General features: G+C 71.8%; 21 protein-coding genes. 10 read left to right on the forward strand and 11 right to left on the reverse strand.

Annotation, left to right across the window (positions count from 1 at the left end; translation table 11 throughout):
* Nucleotides 1-14: 14 nt before the first annotated feature.
* From ACQPZZ_RS27715 to ACQPZZ_RS27745, 7 genes are read right to left on the reverse strand one after another with little or no spacing between them, the layout of a single operon-like run.
* Nucleotides 15-1340 (reverse strand): alkaline phosphatase family protein, encoded by a 1326-nt coding sequence (locus ACQPZZ_RS27715; RefSeq protein ID WP_432923820.1) that lies wholly within the window; start codon nucleotides 1338-1340, stop codon nucleotides 15-17.
* Entirely contained in the window at nucleotides 1340-2452 is a 1113-nt protein-coding gene (gene eboE, locus ACQPZZ_RS27720) for a metabolite traffic protein EboE (protein WP_432923822.1), read from the reverse strand. Before eboE ends, ACQPZZ_RS27715 begins: the two co-directional genes overlap by 1 nt.
* A 2-nt stretch (nucleotides 2453-2454) precedes the next feature.
* On the reverse strand, nucleotides 2455-3297 hold the full coding sequence (locus ACQPZZ_RS27725) for a TatD family hydrolase (protein ID WP_432923824.1): 843 nt from the start codon (nucleotides 3295-3297) through the stop codon (nucleotides 2455-2457).
* Between the two features lie 5 nt (nucleotides 3298-3302).
* The gene (locus ACQPZZ_RS27730; protein WP_432923826.1) at nucleotides 3303-3806 is read right to left on the reverse strand and encodes an EboA domain-containing protein; all 504 of its coding nucleotides are present in this window, start codon (nucleotides 3804-3806) and stop codon (nucleotides 3303-3305) included.
* A complete protein-coding gene (locus ACQPZZ_RS27735) occupies nucleotides 3772-4611 on the reverse strand; it encodes a sugar phosphate isomerase/epimerase family protein (RefSeq protein ID WP_432923828.1) in 840 nt (279 codons plus the stop codon). Before ACQPZZ_RS27735 ends, ACQPZZ_RS27730 begins: the two co-directional genes overlap by 35 nt.
* Nucleotides 4608-5453 (reverse strand): SCO3242 family prenyltransferase, encoded by an 846-nt coding sequence (locus ACQPZZ_RS27740; protein ID WP_432923830.1) that lies wholly within the window; start codon nucleotides 5451-5453, stop codon nucleotides 4608-4610. The genes ACQPZZ_RS27735 and ACQPZZ_RS27740 overlap by 4 nt, the downstream gene beginning before the upstream one ends.
* Nucleotides 5450-6592 carry an inositol-3-phosphate synthase gene (locus ACQPZZ_RS27745; protein ID WP_432923832.1) on the reverse strand — a complete coding sequence of 381 codons (1143 nt, stop codon included), beginning with the start codon at nucleotides 6590-6592 and terminating at the stop codon, nucleotides 5450-5452. Before ACQPZZ_RS27745 ends, ACQPZZ_RS27740 begins: the two co-directional genes overlap by 4 nt.
* Before the next feature lie 494 nt (nucleotides 6593-7086).
* Between ACQPZZ_RS27745 and ACQPZZ_RS27750 the strand changes: the two genes are divergently transcribed.
* From ACQPZZ_RS27750 to ACQPZZ_RS27760, 3 genes are all read left to right on the forward strand, one after another.
* The gene (locus ACQPZZ_RS27750) at nucleotides 7087-8235 is read left to right on the forward strand and encodes a sugar phosphate isomerase/epimerase family protein (RefSeq protein ID WP_432923834.1); all 1149 of its coding nucleotides are present in this window, start codon (nucleotides 7087-7089) and stop codon (nucleotides 8233-8235) included.
* A gap of 106 nt (nucleotides 8236-8341) precedes the next feature.
* Nucleotides 8342-11656: a PQQ-dependent sugar dehydrogenase gene (locus tag ACQPZZ_RS27755; protein ID WP_432923836.1), complete on the forward strand. Its 3315-nt coding sequence runs from the start codon at nucleotides 8342-8344 to the stop codon at nucleotides 11654-11656.
* A gap of 205 nt (nucleotides 11657-11861) precedes the next feature.
* Complete coding sequence (locus tag ACQPZZ_RS27760) at nucleotides 11862-12947, forward strand: DUF4349 domain-containing protein (protein WP_432923838.1); 1086 nt, start codon at nucleotides 11862-11864, stop codon at nucleotides 12945-12947.
* A gap of 6 nt (nucleotides 12948-12953) precedes the next feature.
* Here ACQPZZ_RS27760 and hemE read toward each other — a convergent pair whose 3' ends face one another.
* Entirely contained in the window at nucleotides 12954-13991 is a 1038-nt protein-coding gene (gene hemE, locus ACQPZZ_RS27765; protein ID WP_432923840.1) for a uroporphyrinogen decarboxylase, read from the reverse strand.
* Nucleotides 13992-14545: 554 nt separating this feature from the next.
* Between hemE and ACQPZZ_RS27770 the strand changes: the two genes are divergently transcribed.
* From ACQPZZ_RS27770 to ACQPZZ_RS27785, 4 genes are all read left to right on the forward strand, one after another.
* Nucleotides 14546-15142 carry a DUF3000 domain-containing protein gene (locus ACQPZZ_RS27770; RefSeq protein ID WP_432923842.1) on the forward strand — a complete coding sequence of 199 codons (597 nt, stop codon included), beginning with the start codon at nucleotides 14546-14548 and terminating at the stop codon, nucleotides 15140-15142.
* A 3-nt stretch (nucleotides 15143-15145) separates the two neighbouring features.
* On the forward strand, nucleotides 15146-16369 hold the full coding sequence (locus ACQPZZ_RS27775; RefSeq protein WP_432923844.1) for an HRDC domain-containing protein: 1224 nt from the start codon (nucleotides 15146-15148) through the stop codon (nucleotides 16367-16369).
* A complete protein-coding gene (locus ACQPZZ_RS27780) occupies nucleotides 16366-16536 on the forward strand; it encodes a hypothetical protein (protein ID WP_432923846.1) in 171 nt (56 codons plus the stop codon). The genes ACQPZZ_RS27775 and ACQPZZ_RS27780 overlap by 4 nt, the downstream gene beginning before the upstream one ends.
* 244 nt (nucleotides 16537-16780) lie before the next feature.
* Entirely contained in the window at nucleotides 16781-17134 is a 354-nt protein-coding gene (locus ACQPZZ_RS27785) for a hypothetical protein (protein ID WP_432923848.1), read from the forward strand.
* 123 nt (nucleotides 17135-17257) lie between these two features.
* On the opposite strand, the gene ACQPZZ_RS27790 is transcribed toward ACQPZZ_RS27785, so the two are convergent.
* Complete coding sequence (locus ACQPZZ_RS27790; RefSeq protein WP_432923850.1) at nucleotides 17258-19681, reverse strand: hypothetical protein; 2424 nt, start codon at nucleotides 19679-19681, stop codon at nucleotides 17258-17260.
* 191 nt (nucleotides 19682-19872) lie between these two features.
* Between ACQPZZ_RS27790 and ACQPZZ_RS27795 the strand changes: the two genes are divergently transcribed.
* The 3 genes from ACQPZZ_RS27795 (at nucleotide 19873) to ACQPZZ_RS27805 (ending at nucleotide 23901) form a co-directional block, all read left to right on the forward strand.
* A complete protein-coding gene (locus ACQPZZ_RS27795) occupies nucleotides 19873-21096 on the forward strand; it encodes a thiolase family protein (protein ID WP_432923852.1) in 1224 nt (407 codons plus the stop codon).
* Nucleotides 21093-23198, forward strand: a complete 2106-nt coding sequence (locus ACQPZZ_RS27800) for a 3-hydroxyacyl-CoA dehydrogenase NAD-binding domain-containing protein (protein WP_432923854.1) — start codon at nucleotides 21093-21095, stop codon at nucleotides 23196-23198. Before ACQPZZ_RS27795 ends, ACQPZZ_RS27800 begins: the two co-directional genes overlap by 4 nt.
* A gap of 352 nt (nucleotides 23199-23550) precedes the next feature.
* Nucleotides 23551-23901 carry a DUF6247 family protein gene (locus tag ACQPZZ_RS27805; RefSeq protein ID WP_432923856.1) on the forward strand — a complete coding sequence of 117 codons (351 nt, stop codon included), beginning with the start codon at nucleotides 23551-23553 and terminating at the stop codon, nucleotides 23899-23901.
* A gap of 236 nt (nucleotides 23902-24137) precedes the next feature.
* On the opposite strand, the gene ACQPZZ_RS27810 is transcribed toward ACQPZZ_RS27805, so the two are convergent.
* Together ACQPZZ_RS27810 and ACQPZZ_RS27815 are read right to left on the reverse strand one after the other, a co-directional pair.
* Entirely contained in the window at nucleotides 24138-24743 is a 606-nt protein-coding gene (locus tag ACQPZZ_RS27810) for a DUF4241 domain-containing protein (protein ID WP_432923858.1), read from the reverse strand.
* A gap of 690 nt (nucleotides 24744-25433) precedes the next feature.
* The gene (locus ACQPZZ_RS27815) at nucleotides 25434-26507 is read right to left on the reverse strand and encodes an alkene reductase (RefSeq protein ID WP_432923860.1); all 1074 of its coding nucleotides are present in this window, start codon (nucleotides 26505-26507) and stop codon (nucleotides 25434-25436) included.
* Nucleotides 26508-26547 lie beyond the last annotated feature (40 nt).

Here is a 26547-nt window from a genome sequence, read left to right on the forward strand (position 1 = left end):
GGCCTTCGTACGGCTCAGCGCTTCAGAAGCTGGGTGAGCAGGCCCTTGACCTCGGTCGCGGCGTACGCGTCCTTGTCGAAGGGGCCCAGCAGCACCGGCCCGTCCGCCGCCGTGTCGGGCAGCCGGCCGTGGCTGCCGCGCACCGGCGCGGGATCGAGCGGCACCACCGACATCTTGTAGCGCATGCCCGCCTTCTTGCGGGCCAGCGCCGCGCCCGCGCGCAGCTTCACCAGCGGGTCGTTGGGATCCATGAACAGCTCCGCCGGGTCGTAGCCGGGCTTGCGGTGGATCTCCACGAGCTTCGCGAAGTCGGGCGCCCGGTCGTCCGAGAGCCAGTAGTAGTAGGTGAACCACGCGTCCGGGTCCGCCACGGCGACGAGATCGCCGGCCCGCTCGTGGTCGAGGCCGTACTTCGCCTTGCCCTCCTGGCCCAGCACCTCGTCCACACCCGGCAGTTCGGCGACGATGTCGCGTACGCGGGGCAGGTCGGCGGTGTCGTTCACGTAGACGTGGGCGACCTGGTGGTCGGCGACCGCGAAGGCCCGTGAGGCCCAGGGGTCGAGATACTCCATGCCGTCCTGCGTGTAGACCTCCAGCAGCCCGGCCCTGCGCAGCGCGCGGTTGACGTCGACCGGGCGTGAGGCGTTGGTGATGCCGTACTCCGACAGCACGACCACCGTGGCGTCCTCCCGCAGCAGCGGCGCGAGCGCGGCGTCGACCTCCCGGGCCGCCGCGACGGCCTGCGGCGCGTCGGGCCCGAAGCGCTGCAGGTCGTAGTCGAGGTGCGGGATGTAGACCATGAGCAGGTCGGGCCGCTCCTTCGCGAGGATCCGGCGGGCGGCCGCGATGATCCACTTGGACGAGGTGATGCTCGCCGTCGGTCCCCAGTAGGTGAACAGCGGGAACTCGCCCAGCTCGCCCACCAGGTCGTCGTGCAGCGACGGCGGCCGGGTGTAGCAGTCGGGCTCCTTGCGCCCGTCCGCGTAGTAGATCGGCCGCGGGGTGACGATGAAGTCGCTGGAGCCGCCCATGGCGTACCACCAGCAGACGTTGGCGGTGCGGATCCCGGGCACCGCGTCCCACAGCTGCTCGCCCTGGATCAGCCGGTTGTGCTGCCGCCACAGGAAGACCTCGCCGAGGTCACGGAAGTACCACCCGTTGCCGACGATGCCGTGGTCACGCGGCATCGATCCGGTCAGCAGCGTGGCCTGCACGGAACAGGTCACCGCCGGCAGCACGGGCGTCAGGGACGCGGCGGCCCCCACTTTGGCCACGTTCGGCATGTGCGCCAGCAGGCGCGGGGTCAGGCCGACGACGTTCACGACGACGACGGGCGCCATCAGATCTCCTTAAGTCCGAGGGCGGCGAGCCGCCGCCGGGTCCAGTCGAGCTCGGCCGCGATGCCCTCGGCGATGTCCACCGGCCCGGGCAGCACGCTCCAGGTGTAGGTCTCGACCTCGAGGTGCCGGGTTAGGGGCGCGTCCGGGGAGGCCAAGAGACGTTCCAGCAGGTCCTCCAGGTACGCGGTGGTCGTGGTAAGCGGCGGCGGGGCCGCGGCGTGCAGCGGCATGTGGAAGTGCGTGCGCCACGGCAGGTCCCCCGGAAGCCCTCCGGCCAGCGCCTCGGGCAGGTCGTCGGTGTAGCCCGCCGCGCAGCGCGTCTGGTGGAGGTACCGCTCCTCCTCGTACGCCGCCAGGGCCGCCTGGCCGCCCGGCGGCGCCTCGACCGCGGCCGACACCTGGAGCTTCACGATCGGCAGCCCCAGGGCGGCGGCGGCGGCGGGCTCCTCCAGACCGACGGCGAGGTGACAGGCGTCCAGGCAGACGCCGAGGTGCTCGGGATCGGCGCCGGCCAGCAACGTGACGGCCTGCGGGGTGGTCTCCACGATGCAGCCCGGTTCCGGCTCGAAGCCGACGCGGATCGTCTTGCCGGTGCGTTCCGCCAGCGCCCGCAGGCCCCGGGTGAGCGCGCCCAGGTTCGCGTCGACGGCGGCGGCCTTGTCCGGCGTCCACTCCGTGCGCCAGGCGAGGGGCAGCGTCGAGATCGAGCCCTCGGTCACGTCGTCCGGCAGCAGCACCGCGAGGATCTCGGCCAGGTCGAGGGTGTAGGCGAGCCGTTCCGGCTCGGCCCAGTCGGGCCGGTACACCCGGAGCTTGACGACCTGGTCGTGGAAGCCCTGGTAGGGGAAGCCGTTGAGGGTGACGACCTCCAGCCCCAGCTCGTCGAGCCGGGCGCGCAGCCGCGCCAGTTCCGCGGGGTCGGCCCGCAGCGCCCGCGCCGCGCGGGACGACAGCCACAGCCCGAGGCCGAGCACCGGCGCGCCGGTCAGCGCCCGCACCCGGGCGGCGACCCCGGACAGCTGTTCGTGGATCCCGGCGAGGTCCTCGGCGGGATGGACGTTGGTGCAGTACGCCAGGTGGACGACGGAGCCGGAGGGATGCAGCAGGCGCATGGTCAGCGCGTCCCGCGCAGGATCGTGTTGCCCTCGTAGTCGCCGCCGGACTCGACGTCGTCCAGGTGCAGGCGCCCGCTCTGGCCGTAGAAGGCGACCGGGTTCTGCCACAGCACCCTGTCGACGTCCTCGTCGGTGAACCCGGCGGCCAGCATGGCCTCGCCGACCTCGCGGGTCTTGAGCACGTCGCTGCGCCCCCAGTCGGCGGCGGAGTTCACGATCATCCGCTCGGTGCCGTACTCCTTGAGGATCGCCACCATCCGGTCCGGGTCCATCTTCGTGTCCGGGTAGATCGAGAAGCCCGCCCAGCATCCGGCGTCGCGGACCATGCCGACGGTCAGCTCGTTGAGGTGGTCGACGAGGACCTTGCCCGGGTCCATGCCCTTGACCACGTCGAGCGTGCGCCGGGTGCCGGCCGCCTTGTCACGGTGCGGCGTGTGCACGAGCACCGGCAGGCCGTGCTCCTCGGCGAGCGCCAGCTGCGCCTCGAAGACGCGGTCCTCCTCCGGCGTCACCGAGTCGTAGCCGACCTCGCCGACGGCCACGACGGAGTCCTTCAGCAGGTAGCGGGGCAGCTCGTCCAGCACGCCGGCGCAGCGCGGGTCGTTGGCCTCCTTGGGGTTGAGCGCGAGCGTGCAGTGGTGGCGGATGCCGTACTGCGCCGCGCGGTAGGGCTCCCAGCCCAGCAGCGCGTCGAAGTAGTCGAGGAAGCTGCCGACGTTCGTGCGCGGCTGGCCGAGCCAGAAGGCGGGCTCCACGATGGCACGGACCCCTGCGGCGTACATGCGCTCGTAGTCGTCCGTCGTGCGGGACGTCATGTGGATGTGGGGGTCGAAAATCCTCATCGGAATCAGAGCCTCTCGAGAACGTCGGGGGGAACGGGACGCCCGGCCGCGCGGCGCTCGGCGGCGAAGTCGGCCAGCATACGCCGCAGCTCCTCGTCGAAGCGCCGGCCGAGGCCCTCGACCGACGCGAGCGGGACGGACATGAAGACGCACTTGAGCACGCCCTGCCGGAAGGCGTGGTCGTCCAGCCAGGCCGAGCCGTACGGGCCGAGCGCGGCGGCGACCAGCCGGGTGTCGTTGGTCCGCAGCGCGTCGTGGACGAGCGGGAGAGCGGCCGGACCGAGGTCGAGCTGCGGAAGCGTCTCCAGGATCTCCAGCCGCTCCCCCGCGTCGCCCTGCCAGTAGAGCTTCGTGATGGCCGCCGCCGGGTCCTGGGCCGCCTTTGTGAGCGTTCTCAGCAGCTCGGCACGGGCGCCGGGACCGCCCTCCCGCGCGGCCCGTGGGAACAGCGCGTAGACGGTCTCCGGGTCGCGCTCAACGTCCGCTGCGGCCTGCGCCAGCCAGGTCATGTGCCCTCCTCAGGAATTCGATCGACCTTCGCGCCACATCGGGGGCCGCGTGGCTGTGCCTGGCCAGCTCGACGGCGACCAGCCCGCCGAAACCGTCGAGCGCGGCGAGCGCGGGCGGGAAGTCGATCTCGCCCTCGCCGAACTCGAGGTGTTCGTGCACGCCCCGCCGCATGTCCTCGATCTGCACGTGCACCAGGTGCGGCAGCGCCCGCTCGACGCACTCGGGCACGTCGTACGGCTCCAGGCAGCGGCAGTGCCCGATGTCGAGGGTGAGGCCGAACCTCGGGTGCCCGCCGAGCAGGCCGCGCAGCCGTTCGTATCCGGCGAGGTCCGCCACGAGCATCCCCGGCTCGGGCTCGAACCCGAGCGTGACGCCCGCCTTGTCCGCCTCGCCGAGCAGGCGCTCGCAGTGCCGTACGAGCCGGTCCCACGCCTCGGCCTCGGGCACCTCGGGCGGCCGGATGCCGCTCCACAGGTGCACCACGGGAGCGCCGAGGTCGGCAGCGATCCGCATCGCCTCACGGATGAAGTCCACCCGCGCCCCGGCCTCGTCGTGCAGCAGCGTCGGGAAGTGCTTGCGCCGGGGGTCGAGCGTGTACCTGCCGCCCGTCTCCACGGCGAGGGCCAGGCCGAGCCGCCCCGCCAGCGCCGCGATCCGCCCGACCTCCGCCGGAGAGGCGCCGGGCATGAGGTGCCCGTGGTCGAGCGTGACCGCCGCACCGGTGTAACCGAGGTCGGCGAGCACCTCCAGCGTCTGATCGAGCGGATGATCGCGGAAGCCGTTGGTGCAGTAGGCCCATATCACGACGTGGCCACCTTCGCCGACAGCCAGCGGCCGGCCGGCAACGCGGCCAGCAGCGCCGCCGCCTGGGCGAGCCTGCCCCGTCCGGCCACCCCCGCCGCCTGCAGCGGGATCAGGCCGAGGATGCTCATCCGCACCGCCTGCCGCACGTGCTGGGGGTCGGGGTCGGTGCACAGCGCCACCTGGGCCCGCCCGGCCGTGGCGAGGTACCCGGCGACCAGCCCGGCGGCGCCGAGGCGCGCCGCGGTCCCGCCGCCGCGGCAGGCGAAGGCGGCCAGCGCCGCGGACGCGCCGGTGGCGGCCATCGCGCCGACGATCGTCGGAGGGTCGGCGCCGTCGACCTCGGCCCGGCCGAGCAGGGTGATGCCGTACGTGTGCGCGCCGACGGCCAGGGCCATGGGGGCCGCGGCCCGGGTGCCCGGGCCCGCGCCGAGCAGGACGTCGAACACGCGGCAGGCCGCCATCGCGGCCGGACCCGCCGGCGTGTGCTTGAGCTTCAGGTCGTAGGCCCACACGGAACCCGCGAGCAGGCCCGCGATCGCGAGCCCGCGCCGGCCGCCGAAGATCCCGGCGGCGGCCACCCCGGCGCCGGTCAGCGCGGCGGCGACCCCGAGCGCCCCCGCCGGGCTGATCCGGCCGGAGGGGATGGGCCGCTCCGGCCGCTCCACCGCGTCGAGCTCACGGTCGGACCAGTCGTTCAGCGCCATGCCGGCCCAGTAGAGCAGGACCGACGCGGCGGCGAGGCCGGGCCGGGCCGATCGCCCGGCCGCCGCCGCACCGGCGAGCGTGTCCCCGGGAACCGACAGCGCCGCGGGCGCGCGGACCAGCTCCAGCCAGGCTCTCACGGCCGTTCACCCGTGAGGGTCTGTGCGAACGCCACCAGCCGGGCGTACTGGGTGGGCAGGTCGTGCCCGGCGCCGCCCAGCGGGTCCTTGAAGAAGTAGCCGAGCTCGGGAAGCACGCCGCCGTGCCCGGCCTCGTGGGCCCGCGCGACGAGGCGCACGAGGTCGAGGACGAGCGGGGCGGCCAGCGTCGAGTCACACCCCTGCCAGGTGAACTGCATGGTCATCCGCACGCCGAGGAAACCCTCGAACGTGATGTGGTCCCAGGCGGTCTTCCACTCGCCGAGGTCGGCCACGTAGTCGATGTGCGTCAGGCCCTCGACGTCCTCGCCCACGATCGCGGGGACGGCGCGCGCCTTGCTCGCCGACTTGCTCTCCCGGGCCGCGGGATCGGCCAGCGTGGCGCCGTCGCCGCCGCCGAGGAGGTTGAGCCCCGACCACGAGCGGACCCGCAGCGCGCGGCCGGCGAACATCGGCGCGAGCGCGCTCTTGACCAGCGTCTCGCCGGTCTTGCCGTCACGTCCGGCGTACGGCACGCCGTTGCGCCGCGCCAGCTCGTCGAGGGCGGGCGGGGTGGGGCCCGACGAGGGCGTGAAGGCCACGTAGCCGCAACCGGCCTGGAAGGCCGCGTACGCGTAGAGGGAGCTGGCGGGCAGGACGTCCTGCCCGGACGCGAGCGCCTCCTCCAGGTCGGCGAGCCGGGCGTACGGCACCTCCGCCGGGGGCTCGGTCGACGACACGTCCACCACGACGACCCGGGACAGGCCGTGCCGCTCCCGGAAGCCGGTGATGTCGGCGGCCAGCCGCCGCGCGGCCTCCGCCTGGCTCTCCTCGCCGGGGACGTAGCCGTGCCTGATCTCCGCGTCGGCCGCGTCGAGGTCGGCTGCGAGCAGGGTTGTCAGGACGGGAGGCAGCACGCCCGCCTGGGCGAGCAGCTCGGCCCTCTTGCGCAAGGGGACCGCGGCCACGTCATGACCGCCGAACACCAGGTCACGCAAGGGGACGAATCCCCCGGGGAAACCCGGGGCCTCGATGACGCAGCCGGTGGGCGGGGCCGCTCCCGCGCGGACCGCTGCCGCCCCGACCACAGCCGTGGTCGCGACGGACCCTCGCGCGCCGACCAGCCAGACACCGATGGGCACTGTAACTCTCCCGTCAACTCGGGTATGAAGGATGACCCGGAACATTCGGATAGTAAGAGGGATCTTTCGTCACTGACAAGAAAAAGTCCCCCGAGAGTTATGGAAAGTTCATCCACCTGCGTGGGAACGGTGCAACCAGGCCCGGTTACCCACCCCTCCCGGCCCGAGCGATGGGGAGCGGGGGCGCGCCACGCCGCCGCGGATCCTGGCGAGTCGCCGACTTTGTCCTCTACAAAGACAAAGTTCAAAAGATCATGGCGAAACTTCTTCCCAGAAGAGTAAAAGTGTCGTAACTTGCTCGCCAAGTGCTCCGCACAGTAACGAGGGGTCGGAGTGAGGCGAACGACAGCACCCGGGCAGCCCACCCCGTGGGTCCCCCGCCCCGGGAGCGGCTCATCACGCCTGACCCTCTCGTCCGCTCTGGGGAGTCACCAGCGGCTCGGCCGCGTCATCGGGGGAACAAGGTTCTTCACGCAAATGGAGTTGGCACGACGATGAGTGCGTACGAAGAAGAGATGGAGACGGCCGGCACACTCGGCCGCAGGCTGGGGCTCAGCCGCCGCCAGCTGCTCGCGGCCACGACCGGCATGGCGGCGGCCGCCGCCGTGGCGGCCGCCGGTCCGATGAAGTCGGTCGCGCAGGCGGCCCCCGCGGGCAACGGCCCGAACGGCGTTCTGGTCCCGCCGCCGCGGCGCGGCATCATCCTCTACACGGTCCGCGACGCCATCTCCCGTGACCCGCAGTCCAGCAACCTCCCCTCCGGCTTCCGCGCCGTGTTCGAGGAGCTCGCCCGCATCGGCTACGCCCAGGTGGAGTTCGCCGGCTACAGCCAGCACCGCAACGCCGAGGGCGGCGCCAGCCTGGAGAGCGTCGAGGGCGCCAAGCTGCTGCGCGGCTGGCTGGACGACAACGGCCTGGTCGCCCAGGGCAACCACGGCTTCATCCCCGGCTCTTGGCCGCTGAACCAGGCCGACCTGGACCGGTTCAAGCTCCACCTCGAGATCGCCAACATCCTCGGCATGGCCCACGTGGGCACCGGCAGCGACCCGACCGGCAGCGCCTACAAGGCCGACTGGGACGTCGCCGCCGAGAAGTGGAACGCGCTCGGCGAGATCGCCACCGCCGCGGGCCTCAAGCTGTACACGCACAACCACGACGTGGCCTACAGCTTCCTGCTCGACAGCGGCCCGCTCGACGCGCAGGGCCGGCCCACCCGCTCCTCCGGCATCCGCCGCCTCGAGTACTTCCTCCAGATCACCGACCCCAAGCACGTCTGGCTCGAGATGGACATCTTCTGGGCCCACGTCGCGCAGTACAAGCACAAGACCTTCACCGCTCCCGACGGGTCGACCCAGACGCAGGTCTTCAACCCGCTCGGCGTCGTGCAGGCCCAGACCAAGCGGTTCCCGCTGTTCCACGCCAAGGACGGCAAGATCAACACCGGCACGGCCAACGGCTACGACATGGTTCCGTTCGGCACCGGCGACATCGACTACGCGGCGTTCCTGCGCGGCGTGGGCGCCAAGGGCTACCACAACCCGATGTACGAGCAGGACAACGCCCCCGGCAACGCGTCGAACCCGGGCCAGTCCCTCCAGTACGCGGACCTGAGCTACCGGAACATGTCCGCTCTGCGCGGCTGACGACTTCGACGAGTATGGCGGACCGCCACGCGTTCGACCCGTTCCACCGGCACGCGGCGGCCCGCCTTTCCCCTGTCACCCCCCCGGAAGAAGAGGCGCAGCAGACTTGAAGCGTACTCGCATACTGGGCGGCGTTCTCGCCGCCGCCTTGACGCTCCCGTTCGCGGCGGCGCTCACCGCCGCACCGGCGCAGGCGCACGACGACCCCCTGCACTGGGAGAACTACGAGAAGGTCACCCTCACCAAGGACGTCGGCGAGCCGATCGACATGGCGATCCTGCCGGACGGCCGCGTCCTGCACACCGCCCGCAACGGCGACGTCCGGATGACCGACCCCGCCAGCGGCGTGACGAAGATCATCAACAGGATCGACGTCTACAACAACTCCGAAGACGGCCTGCAGACGATCGGCATCGACCCCGACTTCGCCGACAACAAGTGGGTTTACGTCTACTACGCGCCCCGGAAGATGACCGGGCCGTACCCGGCGGAGACCCCCGCGGGCTCGGCGCCCAACTCCCTGCCGGCCGGCGCGGACGAGTCGTACTGGAACCAGTGGAAGGGCTACAACCAGCTCTCCCGGTTCAAGTGGGATGGCGACAAGCTCGACCTGTCCACCGAGCAGGTCATCATCAAGGTCGAGACCAACCGCGGGCAGTGCTGCCACGTCGCCGGTGACTTCGACTGGGACGACGAGGGCAACCTCTACCTGGCCACCGGTGACAACACCCCGGCCAGCACCCCCGGCGCGAACGGCATGGCGCCCAACAACGACGCCCCCGGCATGAACCCGGGCTTCGACGACCGCCGCGGCGCGGGCAACACCAACGACCTGCGCGGCAAGATCCTGCGGATCACCGTGCAGGAGGACGGCTCCTACACGGTCCCGGACGGGAACCTGTTCGCCAAGGGCACCGCCAAGACCCGGCCCGAGATCTTCGTGATGGGCGTGCGGAACCCGTTCCGCATGGACGTCGACGGGAAGACCGGCACGCTGTCGTGGGGCGACTACGGACCGGACGCCGGCGCCGCCGACCCCAACCGCGGCCCCATGGGTCTCGTCGAGTGGAACGTCACCCCGCTGAACAAGCCGATGAACGGCGGCTGGCCGTACTGCACGGGCGACAACTTCAACTACAACAACTGGGACTACGCGACCTCCAAGCCGCGTGACTGGTTCGACTGCGCGGCGGGGGCGAAGAACACCTCGCGGTGGAACACCGGCCTCGACACGGTGCCGCCGGCGACCCCGGCCGACCTGTACTACGGCGACCGCGCGAGCGACCAGCCGGCGGAGTGGTCCGGGCTGACCGAGTTCGACCCGGTGCAGAACGGGCAGGCCCCGATGGGCGGCCCGGTCTACCACTTCGACCCGGCCAACCCGTCGCCGACGAAGTTCCCCGAATACTGGGACAACAAGTTCTTCTTCGGCGAGTTCTCCCAGGACTACCTGGCCGCGTTCACCGTGTCCGGCTCGGACGGCCCGGTGACCAAGCTTGAGCACTTCCTGCCGAACGCCGAGCTGACCAAGATGGCGATGCCCATCACGGACAACCCGATGGACCTCGAGTTCGGCCCCGACGGCGCGCTGTACGTGCTCGAGTACGGCGACGGCTTCTTCCGGGCCAACCCCGACTCGGGTCTGTACCGCATCGACTACTCGCCCGGCAACAAGGCCCCGCAGGCGAAGATCACCACGGACAAGACCTCGGGCAGCGACGCGCCGCTCACCGTCGAGTTCAGCGGCGCCAAGTCCACCGACTCCGAGGCCGGCGACCTGACCTACGAGTGGGACTTCGACGGCAACGGCACCTTCGACGCCAAGGGCGTGACGGCGAGCCACACCTACGACAAGCTCGGGCAGTACACCGCCCGGCTCCGCGTCACCGACGCGGGCGGCAGGTTCGGCCTCGCCACCGCCGAGATCACCGTGGGCAACACCGCCCCCAAGGTGAGCATCCAGACCCCCGGCGACGGCTCCTTCATCGACTGGGGCAACGCGGTGCCGTTCACGGTCAAGGTGGCCGACCAGGAGGACGGCGACAACCCGACCTGCAGCCGGGTCGCGTGGACCTTCGGCCTCGGCCACGACACGCACGCCCACCCGATCACCACCGGCACGGGCTGCACCGTCACCTGGGCGACCCCCGCGGACGCCCCCGAGCACGGCGAGACCGAGAACATCTTCGGCGTCGTCGTGGTCAGCTACCGCGACAACGGCGCCAACGGCATTCCCGGCGCCACCGGTGACGCGACCCTGGTCCTCAACCCCAAGCTCATGGAGGCCGAGCACGGGGACGACAGCAAGGGCGTCACCAAGACCCAGGACGAGACGGCCTCCGGCCTCAACAAGGTCACCTCGTTCGACGCCGGCGACCACATCGGCTACGACCCGGTGAATCTCGCCGGGATCAGCTCGGTGAAGACCAAGGCCAGTGGCGCGGGCACCCTGTCGCTGCGGTGGAACTCGCCGACCGCCGCCCCGTTCGCGACCGTCGCGATCCCGGCCGGCTCCGGCTGGCAGACGGTGACGACCGAGCTGAAGAACGCCCCCACGGGCAGCGGCAAGCTCTATGTCACCTCGACCGGCGGTGTGGAGGTGGACGCGTTCACCTTCGTGGGTGACGGCGCCGCCGACAAGACCCCGCCGACCGTGACCGCCACCCTCAACCCGGCCCAGCCGAACGGTGAGAACGGCTGGTACACCGGCAACGTGACGCTGACGGTCACCGCGACCGACAACGGCACGGTCGCGAGCCGGCAGTACTCGGTCAACGGCGGCAGCACCTGGTCGAACGCCAACAACCCGGTGACCCTGAGCACCGAGGGCACCACCGAGGTCCGCTACCGCGCGACCGACAGCGGCGGCAACGTCTCGCAGATCGGCACCGTCACGGTGAAGATCGACAAGACCGCGCCCGAGCTGACCGTCAGCGGTGTCGAATCCGGCGAGCACGGCGACTCGGCCTCGATCACGCCGGTCTTCACCGCGACCGACGCGGGCTCCGGCCTGGCGAGCGTGACGGGCGCCGTCGGCGACCTGCAGGTCAAGTCGGGTGAGGCGCTCCCCCTGTGGAAGCTGCCGCTCGGCGAGAACGAGCTGGTCGTGACCGCCAAGGACAAGGCCGGCCAGGTCACGAAGAAGTCGGTGACCTTCACGGTCACGACCTCCTTCGAGGACGTGAAGGCCCTCCTCACCGCCTTCAGGAACGCCGGCACGGTGACCGAAGACGGTGACGTCCTGACCGCGCAGCTGGACCAGGCGGCCAAGCAGGCCGGCATGGGCAAGAAGGACAACGCGATCAAGGCCCTGGAGCGGTTCGCCGGATTCGCCGGCGACGCCAAGCGGGTGACCGACAAGGCCGCGGGCGACGCGCTCATCCGTGACGCGCAGGCGCTGATCAAGCAGCTGCGCGGCTGACGGGCGGCTGACAAAGACGTCCCGTGGGTCCGGCCCGGCCCGGCCGGACCCACGGGACCCCACCTCCGGAAACCCTCTCACCACCTGAATCTCTCTGAACCCTCGCACCCCCCGAAACAGAGGCGCCGGCGACCATGGCGGCATCGTGATGCCATCGTGATCGCCGGCGTCGAACTGCCCCTACCGGTGAACCGATGTAAAGGACATGAGGCGAATCCGGTACGGAGCGGCGGCCCTGGCGGCCGTCGCTTTTCTGTTGACGGGCTGCGGCGCGGACGGTTCGGCCGGCGGGACGTCCTACGCCCCCGCGGCGCCGGCCGCGGACGCCCCCACGGCGGTGGCCGAGAATGAGATCAGGGAGCAGGCTTCCGCCGCGGGCGGCGGAAGCGGCGCGCAGGACAAGGCCAGGATCGAACCGGCCGACCGCGCGATCGTCTACCAGGCCGAGCTCACCGTCGAGGCCGCGGACGTCCCGGCGGCGGCCGACCGTGCGAAGGCGATCGTGACGGGCGCGGGCGGCTACGTCGCCGAGGAGCGCAGCTCGTCCGTCTCGGGCGGCGACCGGTCGACCATCGCGTTCAAGGTGCCCCCGGCGCGCTACGCCGACGTGCTGGCCCAGCTCGGGCGCGATCTCGGGAAACGCAAGTCGATGCGGCAGAACGCGCAGGACGTCACCGAGGAGGTCGCCGACGTCGCCAGCCGCGTGAAGTCGGCGGAGGCCGCGCTCGGGCAGTTCCGCACGCTGCTGTCGAAGGCGAACAAGATCGGCGAGATCCTGGAGATCGAACGGGAGATCTCCAACCGGGAGGCCGACCTGGAGTCGCTGCAGGCCAGGCAGAAGGCCCTGGCGGCGCAGACCGGCATGGCCACCGTGACGCTCACCCTGGCGTCCCCGCCGACGTCCTCCACCCGGCCCAGCGAGGACGACGACGAGTCCGGCTTCCTCAGCGGGCTGCGAACCGGGTGGAAGACCCTCACCGCGTCGACCGTGGTGGCGCTGACCGTGCTGGGCGCGCTGCTGCCCTGGATCGTCGTGGCCGGGGTCGTGTGGCTGGCCGTCCGGGCCGTCCTGCGCCGTAGACGCCGCCGTGCCGCCCCGCCGGCCGGTCCCGTGCCCCCCGGTCCCGTGCCTCCCGGATATGGGCCTCCCGGATATGGGCCCGCCTCCCCCGCGCAGCCGCGCTTCACCTCGCCGGATCCGGCCCCCCGTGAGGACCGGCCCGAGAACCAGGACGAGGAGCAGGACGAGGAGCAGGACGAGGACCGGGCGTCGGAGCACACCCGGGGGTAGGGCGCGTCAGCGGGCGGACGACTCGTGAACGAAGTCGGTGAGCCTGGCGAGCTGGTCGGGGTCGGTCGAGGGAAGCACGCCGTGACCGAGGTTGAACACGTGCCCCTCGGCCACCCTGCCGCGTTCGAGCACCTCCCTGGCCCGCCTCTCGACGACCTCCCAGGGCGCGAGCAGGATGGCAGGGTCGAGGTTGCCCTGCAGGGCCTTGCCGGCGCCCACGCGCAGCGCGGCCTCGTCGAGCGGCACCCGCCAGTCGACGCCCACCACGTCGGCGCCGGCCTCGCCCATGAGGCCGAGCAGCTCGCCGGTGCCGACCCCGAAGTGGATGCGCGGCACGCCGAGATCCGCCAGGCCCGCGAAGATCCGGCTGGTGTGCGGCAGCACGTAGGTGCGGTAGTCCTGCGGCGCGACCGCGCCCACCCACGAGTCGAACAGCTGGACGGCCGAGGCCCCCGCAGCCACCTGCACGCGCAGGAAGGCGAGCGTGATCGCGCCCAGCCGCTCCATCAGCTCGTGCCACAGCTCCGGCTCGCCGTACATCATGGCCTTGGTGCGGTCGTGGTTCTTGGAGGGGCCGCCCTCGATCAGGTACGACGCGAGCGTGAACGGCCCTCCGGCGAAGCCGATCAGCGGGATCCCGCCCAGCTCCTCGGTGAGCGCGCCGACGGCCTCGGTGACGTACGGGACGTCGTCCGGCTCCAGGGGCCGCAGGATCTCCATGCCCGCCTTGTCGCGGATGGGGGCGCCGACGACCGGGCCGACCCCCGGCTTGATGTCGAGGTCGACGCCGATGGCCTTGAGCGGGACCACGATGTCGCTGAAGAAGATCGCCGCGTCCGTGCCGTATCTGCGGACCGGCTGCATGGTGATCTCGACCACGAGATCGGGCGTGGCGCAGGCGGTGAGCATCTCGACGCCCGCGCGCACGCGGCGGTACTCCGGCAACGAGCGCCCGGCCTGGCGCATGTACCACACCGGCGTGTACGGAACGGGCTCGCGCCGGCAGGCGCGGATGAAAACGGAATCGGCGAGCTGGGGTTTCACGGGACCAGCCTGCCATGTCCCTGCCTCGCCCGGCGCCCGGACCCACGACCTGGGACTCCAGAACGACGCGCGACGGCCGTTGATCGCGTAAGGTGATCCCCATCCCCTCCTGTGAGTCATCTCACAGCTCGGCAATGTGTTCGCCAATCGGCCATCCGGCATCGATTCCAATACCACTTTCGAGACACGCCGAGTGCGATGCGGGGAAATGTCGCCGGGACGTGCCAACGTCGGATCAGTCCCGAGCGACCGCCACGACCGTGGATCCGACGAGAGGCCCCGGAGCGATGACTTCGATGTGGAGTTCCCCCGAACGCCGCACTGAGCACTGTGCCGGCAGCGACGCCGCGCGCCCCGCCCGTCCCAGCCGCGCGGCGCGGGGAACCGCCCTTTCGGACGTGACGGAGCGGCGGGGCCGCGGGCGCGGACGTGCCACGGCGCGTCCGGCCGGCGGGGTGGCGGCTCGACTGGCGGCGACGGTGTGACGACTCCCGATGCCCCCCACAGCCACCCCCCTGCTTCGCGCTCTCCCGAATCCGACCTACTCTTCCGTCATGACCCTCGGTGAACCGCCGGCGCCTCCCGCCGCCTTCCGGCGCGCGCTGGAGACGTTGCGCCCCGCCGAGGTACGGCCGGAGATCGAGCTGGAGGACATCCCCGCGCCCCAGCGGCTCGCGCCGTACTCCGGAGCCGTCGGGGCGTCCGTGTACCGTGACGACGACGAACTCGCCGTCGGCCGCCTGATCATGCTGTTCGACCCCGAAGGCCAGCGCGGCTGGGAGGGGCCGTTCCGCCTCGTCGCCTACGTACGGGCGGACATGGAGCCGGAGATGACCACCGACCCGCTGCTGGGGCCGGTGGCCTGGAGCTGGCTGACCGAAGCGCTCGACGCCCACGGCGCGCGATACGCCGCGGTGGGCGGCACGGTCACCCGCGCCGTCTCCGAGGGGTTCGGCAGCAAGGCGGACGACCCCGTCACCACCGAGATCGAGCTGCGCGCCTCGTGGTCGCCGCTCGACGAGGACCTGTCGCCGCACGCGGCCGCCTGGTGCGACCTCATGTGCCTGGCCGCGGGCATCCCCCCGCTGCCGCCCGACGTGGCCGCGCTGCGTCCGCGCCCCGCCCGCCGAGATGATCCGAAAGTTCCGTAGCCCGTGACAGAACCCGTAGTCCAGCCACTGTTGGAGCCGCGCGAGGGAATCCCGCCCGTCATCGAGGACTCCGCCGCGCTCGCGGCAGCCGTGGACGCCTTCGCCCGCGGGACGGGGCCGGTGGCCGTCGATGCCGAGCGCGCCTCCGGATACCGCTACAGCGGACGCGCCTACCTGGTGCAGCTCCGCCGGACCGGCGCGGGAACCGCGCTGATCGACCCGGTCGCCTGCCCCGATCTGTCCGCGCTGGACGAGGCCGTACGCGACGCCGAGATCGTCCTGCACGCCGCGAACCAGGACCTGCCGTGCCTGGCCGAGCTGGGCTTCCGTCCGCGCCGCCTGTTCGACACCGAACTGGCCGGGCGGCTGCTCGGCTACGAGCGGGTGGGCCTGGGGACGATGGTCGAGCTCGTCCTCGGCCTGCGGCTGGAGAAGGGGCACTCCGCCGCCGACTGGTCGGCCCGCCCGCTGCCGGAAGACTGGCTGCGCTACGCGGCGCTCGACGTGGAGGTGCTGGTCGAGCTGCGCGACGTCCTCCACGACGAGCTGACCGACAGCGGCAAGCTGGAGTGGGCGATGGAGGAGTTCGCGTCGATCCTGGCCGCTCCCGCCCAGCCCCCGCGTACCGACCCGTGGCGGCGCACATCGGGCATTCACCGGGTGCGCACGCTGCGGGGGCTCGCCGTGGTGCGGGAGTTGTGGACGCTGCGCGACCAGATCGCGCGCGAGGCCGACCTCGCGCCGGGCCGCGTACTGCCCGACTCGGCGATCGTGCAGGCCGCCCTCGACCAGCCGCGCACGACCAAGGCCCTCACCGAGATCACGCCGTTCGTCGGCCGCAGCGCCCGCCGTCACCTCAACGACTGGCTGGCGGCGGTGAACCGGGCCCGTACGATGCCGGAGGCGGGGTTGCCGCAGCCCGTGGGGCCTGGGGACGGCCCTCCTCCGGCCAACCGGTGGGCCGACCGGGACCCGGCCGCGGCCAAGCGGCTCGTGGCGGCGCGGGCCGTCGTGGCCGCGCTCGCCGACGAGCACCGCATGCCGACGGAGAACCTGCTCCAGCCCGACGCCGTACGCAGGCTGACCTGGGAGCCGCCCGTGCCGATCAGCGAGGAGACCGTGGGAGACCGGCTGCGCGAGCTGGGCGCGCGGAAGTGGCAGATCGGCCTGACCCTCCATCCGCTGACCAAGGCACTCGAACGTCTGGAGATCAAGGGCGAGGTGTGACAAAGGCGCACCCGGGCATCCTGGTGAGCGGCCTCGACGACCTCGCCGCGCGCCTGGAGGCCGCCGGTGTCGAGGTCGCCTGGGATTCGCACTTCCCCGGCCACCGCCGCTTCTACGCCCACGACAACGTCGGCAACCGGCTCGAATTCCCCTCCCCGGAGACCTGACCGGCGCGTACGACCGGCGATTGAAGAAAATGAAGCATTTCGGCCTGGCTCGGTAAGTACAGATGACCGCATACGCCAGGAAGGGCCGAGATGCATGACTACCACCCGCGAAGTCGTCGCGGCCGATGATGCGACCTCATCGAGAGATCGCTGCACGAGCCGGAGGTCTTCGCCGTCCTGTTCGACCGGCACGCACCGCTCCTCCACCGCTATGTGACCAGGCGGCGGGACCCCGGCGTACGCGGTGACCGAGAACCCCGACGGCACGATCACGGTGGCTCTCAACGAGATGCGCGACCCCGAGGGACTGCGGGCCGATCTGCTGGCGGCCGGCGTCACGGCCGACGTGTCGTTCCTGGCGCCGCACACGCGGTGCGCGGACTCCCGGTTCGAGGGCGCGGACCCCTCGTACGGGTCACGGGGCCACACGGAGGCGCGGCTGCGGAAGGGCGTGGAACGGTGGCGCTCGTTCCAGGCGGCCCAGGTGGTCGACGTGGCCCTGGAGGCTCGGCGCCTGGCTGGCCAGGGCCGGCTCACCCGTGAAGCCCTGCACGCCCGTGACCGACGCCGGCTGAGCCCTGCCGCGGCCTGCCGGTGAAGGGACGGATCGGAGCATGTGGAAGCTCCCGGAGGTACGCGACCGGCAGCGGCAGGCGTACGTCCAGGAGCTTCCTCGCCCGGCGGGGGCGTTTCGGCCGCGCGGCCGGAGGGCCGCTCGTGGTCAGCTCGCGTCGTCGTCGACGACGACCAGCCGGGTGAAGCCGCCGCCGATCGTCGCGTTGACCGGCGCCGAGGCGACCACCTGATAGGACTGCGGCGCGGGCGCCACCGCGGTGTCGCCGTTCACCGGCACCCGGAAGGAGGCCTCCAGGGACCCGGCCGGGATGACGACCTCCTGCGCCGCCGAGGCGATCGCCGGGGCGGCGCCGGTCGCGATCGTCTGGATCTGCACCGTCACCGGCGCGGCGCTCTTCCGCGACAGCCGCACGGTCATCGTGGCCGTGCCCGGCCCGTCGCCCTCATCCACCGTGGCGCCCTCCACCGACACCTGCGGCACCCTGTCGGTGCGGGCCTCACCCGCGGCCATCGTCGTGAACGCGAGATCCGCGAGGTAGACCGCGCCCTTCCGGCTCGCGCCCGAGATCCGGATCTCGCTGATCTGCTGCGGCTTGACGCCGGTGAGCGAGCTCAGCGGGACGCGGACCGTGCGCAGCCAGGTCTTGGGCAGCGGCGAGGCCGTGCCGGGAAACGCCGTGAGCGCGTCGCCGACCTCGGACACCGTGACCTTCCGGGACGCGCCCCGCTTGTCGACGATCTCGACCGCGAGGTCCACGTCGCCGGTGGCCGTCTCGTCCCTCGCCGCACGGAAGGTCAGCGCGTCATAGCGGGAGACGTTCTGGTCCGGCGTGTCCAGCGGCACCGTCACCGTGCCCGTGGGGTCGCTCCAGGAGAACCGCAGCACCGGGGTCGAGGCGACGTTGTTCGCGTACGTCGCGGGCGTCCAGGACGGCGCCTGCGAGGTGGTCAGCGTGGAGGCGCAGGACGGCAGGCCGCTCTGCGGCGAGCGGTCGAGCATCCCGGCGCAGACGACCGCCGTGGCCGGACCGGAGACCCTCGTGGACGGCGCGGGCGACGTGAAGGAGGCCACGTCGAGTCGCTTGCCCGCGGGCGCCTGGGCGACGGTGTGCACGACGGCCCGCCCGGCGGAGGCGGTGGTGCCGCCGCTGCCGTCGAACAGCGGCAGCAGTCCCTGCTCGCCGCCCTGGACCAGGCGGAAGAACCCGGCGATGTACGCCGTGCCGACGGCGTACTGCTCGGCGGCGGTCAGCCGCGACGGCGCGGCGCCGCCGCAGACCGGGTCGTTGCGGTTCGACCAGTCGTCGGACGCGGGCGCGTGCGCCACGCCCGGGGTCCACTCCGTGTTGAAGAAGTTGTGGTCGGCGCCCATGACCATCAGCGAGGAGCGGAAGGCCGGGTCGCCGTCCACGGCGTACCGGGAGTCGTCGTAGAAGTGCTGGCCCTGCTGGTTGGAGACGTCCCCGTCGCAGTACGGCAGGATGACGGCCATCGGCGTGCCGGGCAGGGTCGCCCGCGCGAAGTCCGTCGGCGCGAGCGGGAGCACCGCCCTGATCCCGTACGGCTTCGCCCGGCCCGCGTTCATCAGCGCGGCCTTGACGACGCCCTCGCCTCCGCGTGAGTGGCCCATCAGGCCGACGTCGGACATGTCGAGCCGGCCCTTGAACAGGCTCACCAGCTTCGCGTCGCCCACGCCCCTGCCCGCGTCGGCGAGCAGGTCGAGGTGCCGCATGACGACCTCGCCCCGGGCCAGCGCGCCCCGGTCCTCGCTGTAGGGGTTGTCGGCGGCGTTGACGCCGTTGGCGCTCACCGACACCACGACGTACCCGTGGCTCGCGAGCACGTCGGCGGGGCCGTCGTAGCCCCGGTAGCTGGCGATGGGCTGCTGCCCGGCCGGGCAGGGCCACTGGGTGTTGGACGTCGTCCAGGCCGTGGGGTTGTAGCAGGCCGAGTGGCGGCCGTGCAGGAAGACGACCAGCGGGCGCTTGCCGCGGACGCCTTCCGGCAGGTAGACCTTCGCCCGGATCTCGGCCTGGCGGCCGCCGAGCCCGTCCAGGGTGATGGCGGTGTCGCCGAGGTCGTACTCGTCGTGGGCCACGGCGTAGGGACCGGGCGCGGCCGGATCGACGGGCGCCGGGGTCTTCTTGCCGTGCGACTTGCCGGGCGACTCGGCGGGCGCCGGGGCGGCCTTGCCGCTGACCGTCCCGGTGGCCGCGGGGACCTCGCCGTTCCAGGCGACGTCGACCGACGACGCCGTGGCGACGGCGGGGTCGGAGGTGACGACGGTCAGCGTCGTCCCGTCGGGCGACTCCTCGGCCGGGCCGAGCGACCGGCCGTCCGCCGCGAGTTCGGGGACCGCGTCGCGGACCGGCAGGGGTTCGTCGAGGTGGAGGGTGACCCGGTGGCCGCCGCTGACGGGTTCCACGGTCCAGGTGCCGTCCCCGCCGGCCGAGCCGACCGGTGCCGGCGGCGCGGCGTGCGCGGGTCCCGCGAGGAGTGGGGTGGACAGGGTCGCGGCCGTGACGGCCGCGGCGAGCGCCGCGGCCCAGGCGCGTGCAGGAGAGCGCATCGGTTCCTTTTCGAGTGCAATGCCCCAGAAAAGTCACTCTCAGGAGTGCTTCTTGGGGTTTGTGCGGTTGCAGCCCGAATGAGATCGTTACCGGTGACATGTACTGATTCATGGCTGTTTCTCCGCGGTTAACGATCACTCACGGGCCTCCGTGGACCCGGGGATCCCAGAGCCGGTTACTGACCAGTAGCATGGGTGGCCGGAAGCTACCGACAAGTAGGAGCGAACCCGTGCCTGCGTCCCGTGAAGTCGTCTTCGTCGACGGCGTTCGGACGCCTTTCGGCAGGTCGGGCCCGAAGGGCCTGTACGCCGAGACGCGTGCCGACGACCTGGTAGTCCGCGTCATCCGCGAGCTGATGCGGCGCAATCCCGGCCTCCCCCCGGAGCGGGTGGACGAGGTGGCCATCGCGGCCACCACCCAGATCGGCGACCAGGGCCTGACCATCGGCAGGTCCGCGGCGGTGCTCGCCGGCCTGCCGAAGTCGGTCCCCGGTTACGCCATCGACCGCATGTGCGCCGGCGCGATGACCGCCGTCACCACGGTGGCCGGCGGCATCTCCTTCGGCGCGTACGACGTGGCCATCGCCGGCGGCGTCGAGCACATGGGCCGCCACCCCATGGGCGAGGGGGTGGATCCCAACCCCCGGTTCCTGTCCGAGCAGCTCGTGGACGGCTCGGCGCTGATCATGGGCATGACCGCGGAGAACCTGCACGACCGCTACCCGTCCATCACCAGGGAGCGCGCCGACGCCTTCGCCGTCGCCTCCCAGGAGAAGGTCGCCAAGGCGTACGCCGACGGCAGGATCCAGCGCGACCTGGTGCCGGTGGCCGCCCGCAAGGCCGCCGAGGGCTGGGGCCTGGCCACCGTGGACGAGGCGCCGCGCCCAGGCACGACGCTGGAGGGCCTGCGCGGCCTGAAGACGCCGTTCCGCGCCCACGGGCGCGTCACGGCGGGCAACGCCTCCGGCATCAACGACGGCGCGACCGGCTGCATCGTGGCCGCCGAGGACGTGGCGCGGGAGCTGGGCCTGACCCCGCGCATGCGGCTGGTGTCCTACGCCTTCGCCGGCGTGGACCCCGAGGTGATGGGCATCGGGCCGATCCCCTCCACCGAGCGCGCGCTGCGCCTGGCCGGGCTGTCCATCGACGACATCGGCCTGTTCGAGATCAACGAGGCGTTCGCCGTACAGGTGCTGGCCTTCCTGGAGCACTTCGGCATCGCCGACGACGACCCGCGCGTCAACCCATACGGCGGCGCGATCGCGTTCGGCCACCCGCTCGCGTCGTCGGGCGTACGGCTGATGACGCAGCTCTCGCGCGAGTTCGCCGAGCGGCCCGACGTCCGCTACGGGATCACCACGATGTGCGTCGGCATGGGCATGGGCGGCACGGTCATCTGGGAGAACCTGTCATGAGCACCCTCGACACCAGCAGGGCCCTCCTGGAGGGCAAGAACGCCGACGAGGTCGTCACCAAGGCGCTCGTCCGCGACGTGGAGCTTCCGTACGGCGCGGGCACGATGGCGCTGATCACGCTCGACAACGGCCACGACCACACCAAGCCGAACACCTTCGGCCCGTACGGCCTGCTCGCGCTGAACGACGCGCTCGACGCGATCGCGGCGCGCTCGGATCTGGCGGCCGTGGGCGTCGTCGGCAAGCCGTTCATCTTCGCCGTCGGGGCCGACCTCAAGGGCGCGGCGGCGGTGTCCTCCCGCGAAGAGGCGCTGGCGATCGGACAGCTCGGGCACCACGTGTTCCGCCGCCTCGGCGAGCTGGACGTGCCGTCGTTCGCGTTCGTCAACGGCGCGGCGATGGGCGGCGGGCTGGAGATCGCGCTGCACTGCACCTACCGCACCGTGTCGTCAGGGGTTCCGGCCATCGCGCTGCCGGAGTGCTTCCTCGGCCTGGTGCCCGGGTGGGGCGGCACCCAGCTGCTCCCCCGCCTTATCGGGCCGGAGAAGGCGCTGAAGCTCGTCATCGAGAACCCGCTGTCGCAGAACCGCATGATCAAGGGTCGCGACGCGTACGCCCTCGGCATCGCCGACGCGATGTTCGAGCCCGCCGACTTCCTGGAGGAGTCGCTGCGGTGGGCCGCCCAGGTGCTGCGCGGCGAGGTGACCGTCGAGCGGACCGACCACACCGCCGAGGACTGGGCCCCGGTGATCGACCAGGCCAGGCCCCTCGTGGACCTCAAGCTGCGGGGGTCCTCCCCCGCGCCGTACCGGGCGCTAGATCTTTTGGCCCTGGCCCGTACGGCCTCGCGCGACGAGGGCTTCGCCGCCGAAGACGAGGCGCTGGCCGACCTGCTCATGAGCGACGAGCTGCGGGCCGGGCTGTACGCCTTCGACCTGGTGCAGCGCCGGGCCAAGCGACCGGCCGGCGCGCCGGACAGGTCGCTCGCCCGCCCGGTCACCAAGGTCGGCGTGGTGGGCGCCGGGCTGATGGCCTCGCAGCTCGCGCTGCTGTTCGCCCGCCGTCTGGAGGTCCCGGTCGTGCTGACCGACCTCGACCAGGCCCGGCTCGACAAGGGCGTCGGCTACGTCCACGCCGAGGTCGACAAGCTGCTGGGCAAGGGCCGGATCTCCGCCGACCAGGCCAACCGGCTGAAGGGCCTGGTGACCGGGTCGCTGACCAAGGACGCCTTCGCCGACGCCGACTTCGTGATCGAGGCGGTGTTCGAGGACCTCGGCGTGAAGCAGAAGGTCTTCGCCGAAGTCGAGGAGGTCGTGTCCGACACCTGCGTGCTCGCCACCAACACCTCGTCGCTGTCGGTCACCGACATGGCCTCCGGCCTGCGGCACCCCGAGCGGGTGGTGGGCTTCCACTTCTTCAACCCGGTCGCCGTGCTGCCGCTGCTGGAGATCGTCCGGGGCGCCGCCACCGACGACGCGACGCTGGCCACGGCGTTCGCGGTCGGCAAGACGCTGAAGAAGTCGTGCGTGCTGGTGAAGGACGCGCCCGCGTTCGTCGTCAACCGGCTGCTGACGCGCTTCATGGGCGAGGTCACGGCGGCCGCCGACGAGGGCACCCCGCTGGAGGCCGCCGACCACGCGCTCGACTCGCTCGGCCTGCCGATGACGCCGTTCGCGCTGCTCCAGCTCGTCGGCCCGGCCGTCGCGCTGCACGTGGCCGAGACCATGCACGCGGCGTTCCCGGACCGCTTCGGCGTCTCGGAGAACCTCGCCAAGCTCGTCGCCGCGGGCAAGCCGGGCCTGTACGGCCCGGACTTCCAGATCGACCCGGAGGTGCGGGCGCTGTTCGAGGGCGGCTCGTCCCCCTCGACGGCCGACGATGTGCGGCTGCGGGCGCTGCGGGCCCTCGCCCAGGAGATCAGGCTCATGCTCGACGAGGGCGTCGTCTCGGCGCCGCAGGACATCGACCTGTGCATGATCCTCGGCGCGGGCTGGCCGTTCCACACCGGCGGCATCACGCCGTACCTCGACCGGACGGGCATCTCCGAGGAGGTCACCGGCTCTCGCTTCCTGGAGCCCGGCGTCGCCTCCGTACCGGCCTGACGCACGGGGTCGCCCGGCCCGGCCTGGCCCGGCCTGACGCCTGGACCGCCCGGCAGGCCTGCCGCCGATGCGGCACGCGCCCGCGCCGTGCGGCCCCTCCGAGCCTTCCGCGACGGCACCGCGAACCACGAGACCGCGGGCCCACCAGGCCCTTCAACCACAGGGCCGTGCGGAACACCGGGCCCCGCACCACAGGGCCCCAGCACCCGGGCCACCGCGCCACACCGGCGCGGCGGCCCGGTCCTACGGCAGCCGCAGCCGGCGCCCGCATGCCCCGAGCCCGAGAGCCCTGCCGAGCCGGAAAACTGTTGCCCCTTGTCTGTAGGCTTTGTGAGCGGGAAGGGAGCAGGCCGTGACAGCGCAGCCGCACGACTTCGTACTGGGTGAAACGCCGTTACCGGAGAAGAACCTGCGTGCCATACGCGCCGCGTTGGTCATCCCCCAGGACCGCGAGGCGTTCGACGCGGGGCTCAAGGCGGTGCTCGACGAGGTCAGGGTCAGCCTGGACCTGAGTGCGCTGAATACGTTCGTGCACCGGTGGTGGATTTCCGCCTGTGACTCGGTACGCGATCCCGAAGGCCGTAGGCAGATGCACAACCGGGCCGAACAGGTCCTAGCCGGCGGCTCCGTGCAGAGGGCAAGTCGTGGCGCGAGATTCTCGCCGCTCGCGGAAGAGGATTCCCACGAGAAATTCCAGCAGTGACCCACGGAAGTGCCAGTACCGCCCGTATTCCGCGACCATAATTGTGCAGTCAAACTGGTGGAGCAGCCTTGACAGGAGGCCCGATGAGAGCCTCCAGCTCCGATAGAAAGCCGCCGGTCATAAATATCCCACCTTCTTGTCGTGCTCCATATACGCATCCAGCGCCTGGGAGCGCTTCGATCACACGGGCGAATTCGCCGGTCTTCCACCGGTCGAGCAGGATGCCGGCGGATGGATCAGATGGCTGCGTCGTCCAGGATGAGCATGTCGGCGACGAAGCAGACGACGTCGCCGTCCGCGTCGCGGCCCACCCAGACTGGATAGGCGCCGTCGCCCCAGCCGCTGAGGAACGCGACGCAGTTGACGCCCGGCACGGCGTCGAACTCGGCCCACGCATACTCGCAGACCAGATCGGAGATGCGTTCGAACTCGTCGTCGTCATCGCCGACGGCGGCCAGCGCCTGGACCGCCGAGGCGTCGAACAGGCACCCCATGCCGGTGTCGACGCCGAAGCCGTGGAACTCCCCATCGCTGAGCAGTCTCGGATCCTGGCCCGGCTTCAGCGCGAGTTCCCAGGTCACCGGCGGCCGATCGGCGATGGTCACTTTGACCCCGGCCACGCGCCGGTGCTCGGGATCGTCCGCGAAGGCGGCGACGGCCAGGCTGACCTCGTACGTGCCCGGGGGGACCGCGACGGTGAACGCCTCGGTGTCGTCCTCGACGCATCCCGGATCGGCCGCGACCACTCTGCCGGTGGGCATAACCAGGGATGGGCCCGGTCTGACGTCCATGAGGATCTCGCCCATCTCGGGGAGGGCGAAGCGCTCCCCCGGGCGGAACATCCGATCGAGCCATGTGGGGCGCAGCGGCGCGGGAGGACGCCATGGGGTGTCACACGCTCCGGCACGTCCGGAGCGCCGGTGACGCGCACAGCGGCAGCCGGAGAGAGACCGGAGTGGTACCGGCGCGCGAACGCCCACTCACCGAACACCGGCATCGGAAACCACAACCGGCCGGGGTCGGCCTTCGTCCAGGTGTGCCTCGACCCGCCCCTCTCCCCCTTGGGCTTGAGAATCTCCTGGCAGCGGCCATCGGGACTGAACGTGCGGCTCCTGGTCCAGGCCCCGGTGTCGAACTCGGCCTGCTCGGCCGAGTCGTAGCGCCACTCGCGCGTGTGGCGCAGGAAGATCTGGTCGTCAGCCAGAACGCGATGGTCGTACTTGACGGTCCGGCGGCCTTGTTCGTCCAGCAACCAGACGGCCCAGTGACCGTGTCCCCAGGCGACCTCCGGCACCATCCACGGGCGGCCGGCGGACACGACAACGGCGTACTGCTAGCCGCGCCTGTCCCGTTCGGCGGCGCCCTTCGAGAGCAGGCCGACCGCGGCCTTCCTCGCGGGATCCCATCCCTCGCAGTACGTGAGGTCCAACTCGTTCACGAGCACCCTGCCGACCTCGCCTTCCCGTAGATGCGAACGGCCCAGACCTTAGCGGCCGACGCCGACACTTCTCCGGCTGCCCGGAGCGGCGCGGTCAGGCCGCGTGGCGGTACGCGGAATAGGTGAGGTAGCCGGCGTCGCCGCCCTGATACCAGGTGGACTGGTCGTGTGGCTCGATGGGGAGTCCCTGGCGCAGCCGCTCGACGAGGTCGGGATTGGCGATGAACGCGCGGCCGAAGCTGATCAGGTCGGCGCCGAGCCCCAGCCAGTGATCGGCGGCCGCCTTGTCCGTCTGCCGCGGGCCCATCGGGAAGACCGGGTTGACGATGAGCGTGCCGGGCCAGGCCTTGCGCAGTTCGACGAGCACGTCCTCGTCGGTGGTGGCCTCGAGGTGGACGTACGCCAGATCCAGGGGGGCCAGCTCGGCGAGCAGCGCGCCGTACAGCTCGGGGACGTCGGTCTCCTCCGCGCCCCAGAAGCCCGCGCCGGGCGAGAGCCGGATACCCGTCCGGTCGCCTCCCACCGCCTCGACGGTCGCCGACACCGCCTCCACGGCGAAGCGGATGCGGCCCGCGATCGACCCGCCGTAGGCGTCGGTGCGCAGGTTGGCGGTGCTCGACAGGAACTGGGAGATGAGGTAGCCGTTCGCGCCGTGCAGTTCCACGCCGTCGAAACCGGCGTCGACGGCACGGAGAGCGGCCCGCGCGTAGGACAGGGCCTGCTCGGGCACCTCGGCGGTCTCCAGCGCCCTCGGCACGGGCGCGGGCTTCGGCCCCTCCGGGGTGAACACCTCGCCGGGAGCGGCGACGGCCGAGGGGCCCACCGGCCGCATCCCCGTGGTGTCGGGGTGGGAGACGCGGCCCCCGTGCATGATCTGGGCGAAGACGCGGCCGCCGTTGGCGTGGACGGCGTCGGTGACCGGCCGCCACGACGCGACCTGTTCGTCGGTGTACAGCCCCGGGGTGCCCGGATTGGACTGCCCGACGAGGCTCGGCTGCACTCCTTCGGTCACGATGAGCCCGGCGGTGGCGCGCTGGGCGTAGTAGGCCGCCATCGACGGCGTCGCCAGGCCGCCCGCGGCCGCGCGGACCCGGGTCATCGGCGCCATCACCACACGGTTGGGCAGGGTCAGCGCGCCGAGTTGGTAGCGGTCGAAAAGGGTCGTCATCTCTGAGCGCCTTTCAGGGGTTCCTGTGGAAGGACGTGTC

The sequence above is a fragment of the Microbispora sp. CA-135349 genome, assembly GCF_050947365.1.
In the GTDB taxonomy this organism is placed as follows: Bacteria; Actinomycetota; Actinomycetes; order Streptosporangiales; family Streptosporangiaceae; genus Microbispora.

Excerpts from the sequence above, each read along its gene's own strand:
- ACQPZZ_RS27750 (WP_432923834.1), top strand. The coding sequence starts at position 7,087 with ATGAGTGCGTACGAAGAAGAGATGGAGACGGCCGGCACACTCGGCCGC.
- ACQPZZ_RS27795 (WP_432923852.1), top strand. The coding sequence starts at position 19,873 with ATGGGTGGCCGGAAGCTACCGACAAGTAGGAGCGAACCCGTGCCTGCG.
- ACQPZZ_RS27725 (WP_432923824.1), bottom strand. The coding sequence starts at position 3,297 with ATGAGGATTTTCGACCCCCACATCCACATGACGTCCCGCACGACGGAC.
- eboE (WP_432923822.1), bottom strand. The coding sequence starts at position 2,452 with ATGCGCCTGCTGCATCCCTCCGGCTCCGTCGTCCACCTGGCGTACTGC.
- ACQPZZ_RS27730 (WP_432923826.1), bottom strand. The coding sequence starts at position 3,806 with ATGACCTGGCTGGCGCAGGCCGCAGCGGACGTTGAGCGCGACCCGGAG.
- ACQPZZ_RS27815 (WP_432923860.1), bottom strand. The coding sequence starts at position 26,507 with ATGACGACCCTTTTCGACCGCTACCAACTCGGCGCGCTGACCCTGCCC.
- ACQPZZ_RS27810 (WP_432923858.1), bottom strand. The coding sequence starts at position 24,743 with ATGTTCCGCCCGGGGGAGCGCTTCGCCCTCCCCGAGATGGGCGAGATC.
- ACQPZZ_RS27800 (WP_432923854.1), top strand. The coding sequence starts at position 21,093 with ATGAGCACCCTCGACACCAGCAGGGCCCTCCTGGAGGGCAAGAACGCC.
- ACQPZZ_RS27770 (WP_432923842.1), top strand. The coding sequence starts at position 14,546 with ATGACCCTCGGTGAACCGCCGGCGCCTCCCGCCGCCTTCCGGCGCGCG.
- ACQPZZ_RS27760 (WP_432923838.1), top strand. The coding sequence starts at position 11,862 with ATGAGGCGAATCCGGTACGGAGCGGCGGCCCTGGCGGCCGTCGCTTTT.
- ACQPZZ_RS27715 (WP_432923820.1), bottom strand. The coding sequence starts at position 1,340 with ATGGCGCCCGTCGTCGTCGTGAACGTCGTCGGCCTGACCCCGCGCCTG.
- ACQPZZ_RS27790 (WP_432923850.1), bottom strand. The coding sequence starts at position 19,681 with ATGCGCTCTCCTGCACGCGCCTGGGCCGCGGCGCTCGCCGCGGCCGTC.